Raw genomic sequence first — 13341 nt, 5'->3', positions numbered from 1 at the left:
CAGATATAATTAAATTAGATTTGTAACGGTATCATACAGGAGGAAAAATATGAGTGACAATGTAAAGTTTAGTGATTTAAGTGAGCAGGGCCAAAAAAAGGTTGTTAACGATTTTGTTCCTTTCTACATCAAACTATTTAGGAACAACAACCTGGAAGTTATGAGTACTTTTGACGGTGAATCTGGTGTAATTGCTGATTTAAACCGTGAAATCGTCACTCTGAGTAATAATAGTCCACGAGACGTTGTCGCTGACATCATTGAACTTGACTATGGTGATTTCGCAATCCTTTTAAGTAAATTAAGTCAGACTTACTTTGAAAACGGTAACCCCACCACTGATTGGTCAGAATGGTATGTTAACGAAACCAATAAATTAGATCCAGACAGCACTTTATAGATCACTTTAAAATCACAAAAAAACAGTTTCTTTCTCTAGTAGAAAGAAACTGTTTTTTTATATGTCTTTGCCGTTATCGTAAAATAAATCATCATGTCTTCCCCGGTCAACTTCTGGTTGAATCGTGACATGGTCAATGTGATACTTACTCTTCAATAATTTATTAATCTTATCGTAAATTAATTGGACCTGATCTAAGGGCATATTTTTCATATTAACGTGAGCCGAAAAAACGATGCTGTTTTCATCCACCATCATCGCATGCACGTGGTGAACACCAGTCACCCCATCAATTTTTAATAGATCTTTTTTAATGGCAGCGTAATTCAGTTTGGGGGCACTTTCCATCAAAATCCCCACTGTTTTCCTAATGATGGGCCAACTCTCCCACATAATGTAAAGTGCCACTAGGATGGTCACAATTGGATCCACAATTGTCCAATTCAAGAAAGCAATTAAGATTCCACCAATAATAATTCCAAGCGATGACAACGAATCACTCAACAAGTGGAGGTAGGTGGCTCTCATGTTCAAGTTGTGCTTAGCGCCTTTATTTAACAAAAAAGCAGAAAAGAAGTTGGCCACAGTTCCGACAACTGCAACCACCAGCATTACTGGCCCATTAATTGTTTCTGGATGTGAAATTCGCTTAACAGCTTCAATAATCAAAAAAAGCGAAATTAAAATCAAAAACAATGAATTCAAGAACGCCGAAATAATTTCAGCTCGTTTAAAGCCATAAGTGTTCTGTTTGGTTTGTTGTTTTTTACTTATTCGATGAGCAATATAGCTCAATACAATTGAAATGGAATCCCCCAAATTATGGAAGGCGTCCGAAAGAAGTGACAAACTTCCCGAGAAGATCCCACCCAAAAATTCAAGAATCGTAATGACTGCATTTAATACCGTTACTTCGAAAAATCTCATTCCAGATAATTGATCATTATTCATAATCTTTCTCCTTTAATTCGACTTAAAAAATGTTCCCTGTATAGTGACTCTCTGGCATCTTAGTAAAATCATAAGCCTGGAGTTGCTCGCCGTTTTTCAGGTAAGCATGCAAACTTTCTGAGATCATTAGGTTAAGTGGTTCATCTTTTTGCTGAAAAACCACAACGGGCTTTCCCATTTGAACCCCCGCACCAATCTCATACGCAGTACCACTATCAACATTACTACCACCAAAATCAACCACAGCCACCACTGCTTCAGCTGCTTCTAGATTTTCCATGTCACGATGATAGATCTCGTTCGCCCACGGAAGGGTAAACTGCTCATTTTCAGCGTCCTGATGTTTACGTGGCGAATAAAAATCAGTCACCGTTGGATTTGCCTCTAATGCGTGTTCAACAACTTCAATTCTTTGAATTTGTTCGTTACTAAAAAATGGACTTGCTAAATAAATTTGGGCCATGTTAACTCTCCTATTTTCTGTTTAGTCTTCTACCATTCGCCATTCACCCTCGCCAGCTTTTGAAATTAAATTCAAAAAGTGAAGAGCTTCTTTCGCTTGGTCCTGATCGTGTTTATATAATTCGTTTAATCCGGCACCCGTATTAACTGGTCGTGACAGATCAAACTGACCTTTTTTACCAGACTGACCAGTTGCCATTGCTACCACAATCTCGCCACTATTAACCCTGGTGACAATGAAGAAAATGGTAAAATCATCGTCTTTTTTCATGTAAGCAGGCATTGCCCAAATGTCGTCAGCAATTTGCTGCATCTCATAATCTTTGAACTTATAGTCAAGGTGATTCTTCTCATTCACCGGCTTATTAAGTACAAATATCATTTTATCAAAGGATTTTTCACCTAACTGGATGTTATCTTCCACGGGACATTCTCCTTACTTTACTAACTTTATTGTAGCAAATTTTAAAAAATTTACATACTAATTTTTGGAAATTACCTTTTCCATATCATCAGGCAACTTGGCTTCAAAATTTAACTGCCGTCCTTGAAACGGATCAAAGAAAGAAAGCGTAAAAGCATGTAACGCCTGGCGTTTAATTCCCCGATCAAGTGGACCATGATAAAGTTCATCACCAAGCAGCCGGTGACCAATTGATGTCATGTGAACCCGAATCTGATGGGTACGCCCAGTGTGAAGTTTAATTTCTAATAGTGATGCATCACTTAAGTCTTTTTTAACCCAGTATTCCGTCTGTGCGGCCTTTCCCGACGTAGTCACTTGTCTCGCAAAGTTATCACCAATTCGCCCAATTGGCTGGTCAATGATTCCGTGCTTTTGTGTCATTTTGCCAGAAACGATTGCTAGGTATCGCTTATCAATTTCATGACGATTCAGCTCTTCATTGGCATAACTATTTGCCAAACGATTTTTAGCAACTAAGACCACTCCACTAGTAAACCGATCCAAACGTGTAATAATGTGCGGTCGTAAATTTGCGGCCTCTTCGTTTATTAAATGGCCTTTAATCCGATTCACCAGTGTATCGGATTGGTTGCTTGGGCCTGGAACCGACGTTAACCCAGCTTCTTTATTAACCACTAGCCAATTCTCATCTTCGTAAATTATATTAATTGGTTCAAAACTAACCGCAATTCGTGGATCAGATAATTCATTTGGGAGAAAGACAGAGACGACATCATCAAAGGAAACGTTAACCGATGGCTTGACGGTCTTAGCATTAATCTTAAAAGCATTTTTCGCTCGCTTTAAGTCTGCATACATCCGATGACTAATCCCATGTTGACTCAAAAAGGCCTTGAGCGATATGGGACTAGTATGAGAACTTTTAAAATTAACTTTCATGGTTTTTTGCTCCTTTGACCAAAATAAATAAGGCGATGCATCAAATGCACTGCCCTAATTAAATATTTTTCTGCGTAAAAATTTAATATCCCATACACCAACGGCTCCCATAGCTAGTAGAATAATTCCACAAACTACAAAGGTTAATGCGGGCTTATTGGAACTAAATACCGAATCAATCCCACCTAAAGCAATCGGTGCTAAAAAGATTCCACAATTACTACCAATCAACAAGATGGAAGTGGTTAAGTTCAGAGTTCCTTTGGATGAAATTTCAGTCGCAATGTTTAAAATGTAGGAAACCACAATCGCATCAAGAAAAGTTACTAGGAAAAAGCCAAGCGCCGCACTAAAGAACGAGTGTGATAACCCAATCCATAGCTGACAAAATCCACTAGCAATAATTCCGACGGGCAATAAATATTTCTTCAACTTCATCAGTGCCATACTGAAGACTATACCACCAACTAAGCCAAAGATTGGCGCAATACTGATAACAACCGCTGACTGTTGTGTGGAACCAATCCCGGTTCCTTCAATAAATTCAGCAATTCGAACGGTGGCACCCACATACGTAATTTGATATCCAGCAAGTAGCATGGTCCAGAAAAGAACATCAGTATTAATCTTTGGAAAGTATTTGTTTTTTCGTTCCGCTTGATAATGTTCCACTTTTGGTGGTGACGGAACAAAGAAGAAAAACAAGATGGCAACCGGAAATGCCAAGGTATAAATTAGAAAAGCACTATGCCAACCAAAATCAACCAGTAATGCACCAGCAACGTACGCTGAAATGGCATTACCCAACATCTCAAATCCACTTCTAACTCCCATCAGTTGATTCTTTTCTTTTCCCTTAAAGAAGGTTCCAATCAGACTAACGGCCAGTCCATTCAACAAACCAAGCCCAATTCCAAAAGCAAATCGTGAAATAAGCATTACATAATAATTAGTAACAAAAATAGGAATCACTCCAGCGATTCCGCTGACCAGCAACCCGAGTATAACGGTTCTTTTGGCACCAATCTTTTTAGCAATCCAACTACTTCCAAGCAGGAAGATGATCACTGCTAAAGCTGGCATGGTGGCAATTAACTCAATACTTGAATATGAATGCCCTGGAAATGCACGCTGCCATTGTGGTACTTCCGCTGAAACTGACAGTGATGACGCTAAAACTAACGAAACCGCCAACAACGAAAACTTCATCATCGGGGAATACTTTTTCTTTTGTTGATCCATGAACACCCACCATCCCTTGTTACTTAATTTATTACTTAATGGATCGATTATACAAAAAAAGAGTGGCAAATGAAAGCCACTCTTGCTTAATCGACTAATTAATTGTTTATTCTTTAATCTTTCCCATATGAAGGGTGAAAGCATTCACAGCCACAATGATGGTTGAAGCTGACATAATCAAGGCCCCAACGGCTGGCGAAAGGATAATTCCAATTGGAGCTAAGATCCCAGCAGCAAGTGGCATTGCAATGATATTGTAGCCAGCTCCCCACCAGAGGTTCTCAACCATTTTCCGGTTAGTTGCTCTGGCAAGGTCTAAGAAGTCAATGATATCTTCTGGATCACTTCTAACCAGTACAACGTCAGCCGATTCGATGGCAATGTCGGTTCCAGCACCGATGGCCACTCCAATGTTAGCACGTGATAAACTCGGAGCATCGTTGATACCGTCACCAACCATCATGACATCATTACCCTTATTCTGATACTCTTTGATGATTTCTTCCTTATTTTGTGGAAGTAGTTCGGACCGATAATCAATATCACCCAATTGATGAGCAACTCGCTTAGCAGCCAAGTCATTATCACCAGTGAGCATTACGGGGGTAATGTTCATTCTTCTAAGTGCCTTAATTAAGTCGATTGACTTAGGACGAAGAACATCTCCTTGGGCAATCACCCCAAGTACCTTATCATCACTTATCAAGTAACTAATCGAATTACCTTGACTAGCAAGATTATCAAATTGTTTATGATCGTAGTCCATGTGATTATCAGTTAGATACTTAGCCGTCACAATCTTATACTCTTTTCTGTCAATTTGTCCCGTTAGTCCAACTCCCTGAATGGCTTGGACGTTCTTGGCTGGGACGACGGAAACTTGCTCCTTTTTAGCCTTGGCTAGGATTCCAGCTGCTAGAGGATGACTAGAATTAGCTTCAAGATCAGCAAATTTAGTCAGAAGTTCTTCGTTACTCATATCGGAATCAGAGATTACATCATTGACTTGAAAGACTCCTTCAGTCAGAGTCCCAGTCTTATCCATAAAGACGTAATCCAAACGTTTAACCTCTTCAATTGACTGACGATTTCTGATTAACAGTCCATTCTGAGCGGCAATTGAGGTACTTCTAGCTACGACTAGTGGGATAGCTAAACCTAAAGCGTGGGGACATGCGATAACCAGGACCGTAATCATTCGTTGCAGTCCATAACTTAATCCGCTTAGAATCGTCCAAACGACCAATGCTAAAATTCCAATGATCAGGGCGCCATAGAACAACCAGCGCGAAACCTTGTCAGCTAACGTCTCCGCTTTTGATTTTTCCTTTTGAGCAGCTTGCACCATTTTAATAACTTGAGCTAGGTATCCATCTTTAGCAGTGGCGGTAACTTTGACTTGCATACTACCATCACCGTTGACGGACCCACCAATTACTTTACTTCCTTTTTTCTTAGTCACTGCCTTCGACTCACCAGTTACTAAGGCTTCGTTTACAGCACTAGTTCCAGAATCAACCACGCCGTCAGCTGGAACTTTTTCACCCGGTTGCACCAAAACAATGTCGCCAGCTTTTAACTGGTCTAGTTGAATATCCTTAGTTTCTCCGTTAGATTCAACCAAATGGGCTGTGCTTGGAAGTAGTGCAGCCATCTTTTTAAGCGCATCGCCAGCATTCATGACCGCATCCATTTCAATCCAGTGACCTAGTAGCATAATGACAATCAAGCTTGCTAGTTCCCAGAAGAAATTCATCACATGACCGTTTGGATTAATGAAGGTATTCATAACAAAAGCATACAAACTATAAAAGTACGAAGCTGAAATACCTAGTGTAATCAACGTCATCATTGCTGGAGCATGACTTTTCAACTCATTTTTGGCTCCACTAAAGAATGGTTGACCACCATAAAAGAACAGAATGGTTGAAAGAATCATTACAATCCAATCAGACCCCGGAAAAGTAATCTGAAACGGCAACTTCATCCCCATAAACGGAGAAAGTAATAAGATGGGAATCGTAATAATCAATGAAATCCAAAAGCGCCGTTTGAAGTTTCCCATGTTCATCATGTGGCCGCCGCCCATATCCATTGAACCGTTTCCCATGTTCATAGATCCATGATCCATTTTCATCGAACCATGGTCCATTTTCATTTTAGAATTACCCTTCATATTCATTTGACTATTATCATTGTCTTTGGGGTTCATATTTTTCATATTATGGTTATCATGATTCATATTCATTTTCCCCATTGAATCATGTTTTCCATTGTCCATATCCTTCATTAAAAAGCTCCTTTCTATTGACAATCCATGCCCATATCGCCTGGTAAACAGTTACAATCCACTTTATCGGGGGCGGTTTTTAGCTTTTGGCTCAAAACTTCACCCAACTTGTGAATATCACTCTTACTAATCTTACTTTGGTTAATCAAATCCATAATGATCTGGCCTTTACGCATGTCGCACATTTGTTCAAAAAGTTCTTCAGCACTTAGATTCATCGCATGCTGTTCGTTAACAGTGGGCGAATAAACGAAATAGCCTCCCTTTTTAGAACGAGTTAACAAACCTTTCTTAACCAATCGACTAAGTAACGTTTTAATCGTTGACTCTTTCCAATCACGTTTTTTCGTAATCGTGTCAATGATTTTTCGTGATGAGCTATCTCCCATCGTCCAAATCAACCGCATAATTTGCCATTCAGCGGGCGTAATTTCTTCAATTTTTTTGGTTTGATCCAAATAATTCACCTCCAATTCATGGTTTACATCTGTAAATTCAATATTAATCATAATCTACATCTGTAAATTTTGCAACCATTTAATCTATTTCTCAATAAAAAATCGCTCAATCATTGAATTATAACGATCGAGCGATTTTTATTTTAATATTTCCTAAGATAAACTTTATCAACGATGTGCCCCACACCTTTATGAATAATAAGGTTGGCTCTTTCACGTGTTGGTAAAATGTACTCCTTTAAGTTCGGTAAATTGACGGTTTTCCAAACGTTTCCCGCCATTTTAACCGCCTGTTCTGGCTCCTCTTTTGCGTACTTATAGTAATAATTAGTTGGATCCTGAAAAGCCGTTTTCATTAACTTCTTAAAACGATTAAGGTACCAAGTCTCAATCAGATCTGGATTAGCATCGATATAGATCGAAAAATCAGTAAAATCACCAATATAGAGTTTCTGATGATCAGGAATTTGAAGCGTGTTAATTCCTTCAATGATTAAAATGTCGGGATTAGTGATGACATCATAACGATGAGGAATAATGTCATACGTTTGATGAGAGTAGACTGGTGCTTTTACTTCTTTCACACCAGCCTTAATCTTAACCAAAAATTGAATCAATGATTCCATGTCATAGCTTTCAGGAAACCCTTTACGATCAAGAATGCCCTTTTCTTTTAAGACTTTCGTTGGATACAAAAAACCATCAGTCGTGATTAGTTGCGTCTTCATATCTGGTAATAAATCGGTAAAAAGGTATTGAAGCAGACGCGCTGCGGTTGATTTCCCCACAGCTACACTTCCCGAAATTCCGATGATAAATGGAATTTTAGGCGTTTTACGTTTTAGAAAATCACTTTCAGTAAGCTCCCAATCTTGGTAATGCTTAGAAGCCAGTTCTAATAAGCGTACCAATGGCATGTAAATATCAGAAACATCGTCAAGTGAGATCTGATCATTAAAGGCCTTTAATCTTTCCAAATTAGCCTGTGTAATTGGAGCAGATTCATTTGGATAAAACTGTTTCCATTCATTTTTACTAAATTCATAGAAATCCTTCAACAAAACTCACCTACTTGGTTACTAAATCATACTCATCTTTTGGGACGTCCTTAAACGTTGGTGATAACTCCCCAACTGAAATCACGTCCAGGCGGTGCATAGCACGACTACAAATTGTGTACACTAACTGGTCATCACGCTCCGTTGGATATTCTTCTTTAGAACCATTCCACATTACAACGGCGTCAAACTCAAGTCCCTTAGCTAGATAGGCCGGAACAACAATAACACCCTTGACCAACCGCTGATTTTCGGTTTGAATCAACGTGGATTTAATCCCATCTTTTTTTAGCTCATCATGAACTCGTCGACACTCGTCTAACGATTTAGCAATGACGGCCGTGGTATCACTCGCCTGATCATTTACCTGAATCGTATTCTTTAAAACGTTTATTCCCTTATTAAAATCTTTGACAACGTTAACTTTAGGAAGTTCACCACTTCTAGCAAACGACTGGATCTTACTGCCATTTGGGATCAAATGCTTGGTAAAATCAGTGATTTGTTCAGTTGAACGATAAGACTTATTAAGTTCGATTACCTTGGTCTTCTCAGGATCAAACATCGTCTTCATTTCCCGCAAAAGGCTGTTACTACTCTCATGCGTGAAGATCGCTTGGTTGAGGTCTCCCAGCAAAGTAAACTTCGCCCTTGGAAAATTAAACTTGAGGTAAGCCAACTGAAATGGAGTATAGTCTTGAACTTCATCGGCAAACAAATAACGCATGTGAATATCAGGACGTTTTCCAGATATTAAATCATACAAGTAAAGATAAATTGAAATATCAGCATCACTAATTTTGCCATTCTTTAATCGCTCAATTGATTTTTCAACCCCGTCATTCCATTCTTGTTCATCAATTCCATACTTGCTCAAGTCGGTAATTCTAGGAACGTTTCTGATTAGATTAACGAACTGACGATTGATACTAACAAATCGACCGCGAGTAATGGCCTTTCTAACGTTTCTAAAAGCGTTTTGGACAATCTTTTTAGCCAAAAAGTTATATTCCTTATCGGGATTATCCATACTTTCGCCATATTTAGCGTAAATTGCCTGAAGTTGTTGCTGGTCAAGTCCTTCAATGGTTTCTTCGACCCATTTCTTTTTCATCTCACTCCCAATATGACGATTTAAAATCTTATTCAGTTCTTCCTTGGTAGCTTCCAAACGATTCCGTAAGTTATAGTTTTCGTTAAAACGATAGTAGATTTCACTAATATCTTCCTTAGAAATAAAGATATTATCTTCAAATTTAATGTCTTTAAACTGAAAGTTTTCCTTATTTAAATGATGAGCGTACGTTCCAACTAGATCAAAGAAATCCAAGCTGTTTTTGAAGTCAACCACCTTTTGTTGGTGTTTTTCATGAGTTTCGACAAAACGTTCACCAATGGTTTCAACCTCCAAGTGGGGAACTCGTCGGTTGGTGTATTGGTAGTACGTCATCTGAACCATATTTTGTTCCCCTAACTCGGGTAAGACCTCATTGATGTAGTCATTAAAAAGTTGGTTGGGGGAAAATAAGATTACTTGTCCAGAATTCAAATTACCACGATAACGATAAAGTAAGTATGCAATTCGTTGCAAAACAGCAGCCGTTTTTCCTGACCCGGCCGCTCCTTGAACAAAAAGCAAATCAGAATCAGTATCACGAATGATCTGGTTCTGCTCTTTTTGAATCGTGGTAACGATGCTCTTCATTTTGGTATCAGACTGATGACTGAGATTTTCTAGAAGTAAGTTGTCTCCAAGGGCTTCGTCTGTATCAAAGATGGTTTCAATCTTACCGTTCTTGATCTCAATCTGTCGCTTTAACTTGACGTCAACCTTTTGGGGACCAGCCGGTGAATCATACGTCATTTCACCAATTCCACTATCATAGTAAATACTGGAAATAGGTGCCCGCCAGTCGTACACCAGATAATCGTCAGGATTATCGGTAAATGACGCTAGGCCAATGTAAATGGTTTCAGTGTGTTTCTCGCCTTCTTCGTGAAAATCAATTCGAGCAAAGTATGGATTTTGATCCAGCCGTTTTAGCGTATCAAGATCCTTTGCGGCGTTCTTCCAGCGGTTCTCACGTTCCGAAAGTAATTGCTGTTGCTGTCTAACCGAGACACCCGTCTCCATCTGTCCACTATATGTACTTGTCTTTAAACGAACATCGTTAAAAAAGTTCTTTTGGATTTCCGATTGGTCACCCTTCGCTTTTTTAATTTTTTTAGCAGCATCGACCTCTGCCATTTCAATTTTGCTTTCAACAAAATCAAGGTGTTTCTGTTCTTCATCTTTAATTGAATTTTCCAACGGATAATCCCTCCTGCTTGCTAAACTTGATTAAATATTCTAACATATTAACTCAACTGAACAAAATATATAAACCAAGGTGATCGTAATATGGACTCAATCTCATTAGTAATTGTTTTACTTGCGGCCCTAATAACTCCATTAGTGATGGCACGATTCCACATTTCAATGCTGCCAACCGCAGTCGTTGAAATTTTAGTTGGAATCATATTAGGACCCAGTTTATTCAACATCGTTTCCGACTCAAACATTTTATCCATTCTTTCCAAGATTGGTGTGATCGTTCTGCTGTTTTTGAGTGGAATGGAAATCGATTTTTCTTTATTTAAACCCAAAAACAAAAATCCCAGTGAACTAGAAAAAAAATCTAGCAAAACTGCTCCACGATTTTCCTCCGTTCAACTAGCCTTTATGGGGTATGCAACGGTTATCATTCTAGCATTAATCCTAGGATACTTCTGTAAATTAACTGGACTATTTAGTGACTTCTGGTTAGCTTCAATCTTGTTTGCTACCATTTCACTTGGCGTGGTCATCGCAGCCTTAAAGGAAAAAGACGTCACTGGAAGCGCCTTTGGCCAAACCATTCTGTTAATTGCTGCCCTTGGTGAAGTTTTACCGATCTTTGCCCTGACGATCTACGCCTCGGTATTTGGATCCGACAGTAAGTCACTATGGCTCATCCTGATTCTATTTGTGGTAGCAGGTTTTTTATTGTGGTGGTTTAAACGTTTCTTCAAGGTTTCAGACCAAATCAATAAATCAACCACTCAGATTGACATTCGGCTAGCTTTCTTCATCATTGTTTTACTATCAACGATTGCCGTCTTTGTTGGATCAGAGGACATCTTAGGGGCATTCATCGGTGGAATGGTCTATAAATTACTACAACCATCCGAAACCACGAAAGATCGATTGGATTCAATCGGATATGGGCTCTTCATCCCGGTCTTCTTTATCATGAGTGGTGTTGGTTTGAATGTCAAAGAGTTGCTGTCAAACCCAGCGACTTTGGTTCTAATCCCCGTTTTCTTCGCTAGTTACATCATCGCAAAGTTGGGACTTTATCCCATCTTTAGGTTACGTTTCAATAAGCAAAACTCACTGGCTGGCATGGCGCTTCCGAGTGCAACCATCACCATGGTTCTGGCAATCCTCCAAGTTGCTAAGGGGATGAAAGTGATCACATCTCAACAATCGGGGGCATTTTTGCTTGCAGCGATTATCACCTGTATCATTGGCCCACTGGTCTTTAACAAGGCCTTTAAAGTCGAACCAGAAACCTATCCTAAGATTAAGGTTAATTTCTTTGGGGTTAACTTAACTACCATCCCAGTCGCTCAACAACTTTCAACTGGGTGGTACGACGTTAACGTATACACTGATAATCAGGAGCACTACCGCTCCTATAACAGTCAGGCTAACGTTCATCTTGTTTCTAAGCTTGACCCAAGATTTTTAATTGACAACGGCTATTTTGACTGCGATATCGTCGTCATGGCTTACTTTGATTCAGAGAAAAGTTACGAGTTGGCCAAGTCAGCTAAAAAGTACGGTGTCAAACGGGTTATCGCTCGTTTTGAAAATCGCGATGTCCTTGATAAGCATCAAGATGAACTCCTTTCTCTAGGAGTTGAGATATATAACAACCTTGCCGTCAACATTGCCATGCTAAGAGAGTTGATTGAGGTCCCGTCAACATTTAAGATGATTGAATCTAACGAATCAGTTCTCCATGAAGTTAAACTAACTAATCCGAGTTTGGCTAACATAGCAGTCAAAGACCTTCCCTTTAGTAGTGACATTACTATTAACGAAATCTTTCGTGACCATAAACTACTTCACCCGACCGGTGAGACGATCCTAAGATTAGGTGATCAAATTATTTTCTCCGCCCAAAAGGGAACTGGAATTCAAATCAGAAGTGATTTTAACCCGGAAGCATCACAAAATTAGATTAATTAATCCACTGACTAAGATGATGTCAGTGGATTTTTTATCTGGTTCATGATGATTTACGCAAAACAATATAATGATTATTTCAAATGATTACTAAATTATACCAATTCCACCCGTCCCGTTTATCTTGGACGTTAAAATATGCTAGAATTAAGCAACTAGTGAATCAGGGGGAAATAAAAATGACTTCAATCAATTTATATTTTGTCAGACACGGCCAAACATATTTGAATCGTTACCATCGTTTACAGGGATGGGCAGACTCAGCTTTAACTGATAAGGGAATCACCGATGCAATCGATGCTGGAAAACACCTTAATAAGGTTGATTTCAACAAGGCATATAGTAGTGATACCAAAAGGGCCCGTGACACCGCCGAACTAATCCTAAAGGAAAATCCATCAGGACTAGTTGAACCGATCGAAATGGAAAACCTCAGAGAAGAGAATTTTGGATATTTTGAGGGAAATGACATGGGACAAGTTTGGCACATCATTGGGGGGCCATCTGGCGCTGATTCATACAGTCAAATGATCGCCACTTATACGATGGAAAAGACCCGCGACATGATTGCTGACGCCGATCCATACGGGGATGCCGAAAATGATTCACAGTTTTGGAAACGAGTTCAAACTGGGCTGGACGAAATCGTTAACAACGCTGAAGATGGTGATGATATTCTCATTACTGCTCATGGAACTCTCATTCGAAGTATCGTTAGTCGTTTTAGTGACATCGATATTAGTGAACCCATTCAGAATGGCAGCGTCACTAAGGTTGATTATAAAGATGGCGATTATATTATCAAATACTATAACAACATTTCAGATCCAGTCTAAAGGAG

Annotated in this window: 12 protein-coding genes; 3 read left to right on the top strand and 9 right to left on the bottom strand. The window is 39.2% G+C overall.

Translation table 11 applies throughout. The features are described 5' to 3' along the window. Positions 1-49: 49 nt before the first annotated feature. A complete protein-coding gene (locus tag AC6UDC_RS02350; RefSeq protein WP_500695246.1) occupies positions 50-400 on the top strand; it encodes a hypothetical protein in 351 nt (116 codons plus the stop codon). A gap of 57 nt (positions 401-457) precedes the next feature. On the opposite strand, the gene AC6UDC_RS02345 is transcribed toward AC6UDC_RS02350, so the two are convergent. From AC6UDC_RS02345 to helD, 9 genes are all read right to left on the bottom strand, one after another. Then, the gene (locus AC6UDC_RS02345; protein WP_500693514.1) at positions 458-1351 is read right to left on the bottom strand and encodes a cation diffusion facilitator family transporter; all 894 of its coding nucleotides are present in this window, start codon (positions 1349-1351) and stop codon (positions 458-460) included. Positions 1352-1373: 22 nt separating this feature from the next. Beyond that, a complete protein-coding gene (locus AC6UDC_RS02340) occupies positions 1374-1814 on the bottom strand; it encodes a nucleoside 2-deoxyribosyltransferase (protein ID WP_500696518.1) in 441 nt (146 codons plus the stop codon). A 21-nt stretch (positions 1815-1835) separates the two neighbouring features. Then, positions 1836-2237, bottom strand: a complete 402-nt coding sequence (locus AC6UDC_RS02335) for a hypothetical protein (protein WP_500699251.1) — start codon at positions 2235-2237, stop codon at positions 1836-1838. 57 nt (positions 2238-2294) lie between these two features. Beyond that, entirely contained in the window at positions 2295-3179 is an 885-nt protein-coding gene (locus tag AC6UDC_RS02330; RefSeq protein WP_500699250.1) for an RluA family pseudouridine synthase, read from the bottom strand. Positions 3180-3233: 54 nt separating this feature from the next. Continuing rightward, positions 3234-4421 carry an MFS transporter gene (locus tag AC6UDC_RS02325; protein WP_500693510.1) on the bottom strand — a complete coding sequence of 396 codons (1188 nt, stop codon included), beginning with the start codon at positions 4419-4421 and terminating at the stop codon, positions 3234-3236. Between the two features lie 106 nt (positions 4422-4527). Continuing rightward, a complete protein-coding gene (locus AC6UDC_RS02320; protein WP_500721119.1) occupies positions 4528-6711 on the bottom strand; it encodes a heavy metal translocating P-type ATPase in 2184 nt (727 codons plus the stop codon). 14 nt (positions 6712-6725) lie between these two features. Then, positions 6726-7178: a CopY/TcrY family copper transport repressor gene (locus tag AC6UDC_RS02315; RefSeq protein ID WP_500721222.1), complete on the bottom strand. Its 453-nt coding sequence runs from the start codon at positions 7176-7178 to the stop codon at positions 6726-6728. A gap of 134 nt (positions 7179-7312) precedes the next feature. Beyond that, on the bottom strand, positions 7313-8227 hold the full coding sequence (gene coaA, locus AC6UDC_RS02310) for a type I pantothenate kinase (protein ID WP_500695250.1): 915 nt from the start codon (positions 8225-8227) through the stop codon (positions 7313-7315). Positions 8228-8237: 10 nt separating this feature from the next. After that, positions 8238-10538, bottom strand: coding sequence for an RNA polymerase recycling motor HelD (helD, locus tag AC6UDC_RS02305; protein ID WP_500721117.1), 2301 nt, complete (start codon positions 10536-10538; stop codon positions 8238-8240). Positions 10539-10628: 90 nt separating this feature from the next. On the opposite strand from helD, the gene AC6UDC_RS02300 reads away from it, so the two are divergent. After that, positions 10629-12494 (top strand): cation:proton antiporter domain-containing protein, encoded by a 1866-nt coding sequence (locus tag AC6UDC_RS02300; protein WP_500693506.1) that lies wholly within the window; start codon positions 10629-10631, stop codon positions 12492-12494. Positions 12495-12679: 185 nt separating this feature from the next. Beyond that, on the top strand, positions 12680-13336 hold the full coding sequence (locus AC6UDC_RS02295; RefSeq protein ID WP_500693505.1) for a histidine phosphatase family protein: 657 nt from the start codon (positions 12680-12682) through the stop codon (positions 13334-13336). The last annotated feature ends 5 nt before the right edge of the window (positions 13337-13341 follow it).

The organism is Fructilactobacillus sp. X7R7C1, from assembly GCF_059901065.1.
The sequence above is the reverse complement of the archived record's forward strand: the minus strand, read 5'-3'. Positions and strand labels throughout refer to the sequence as shown.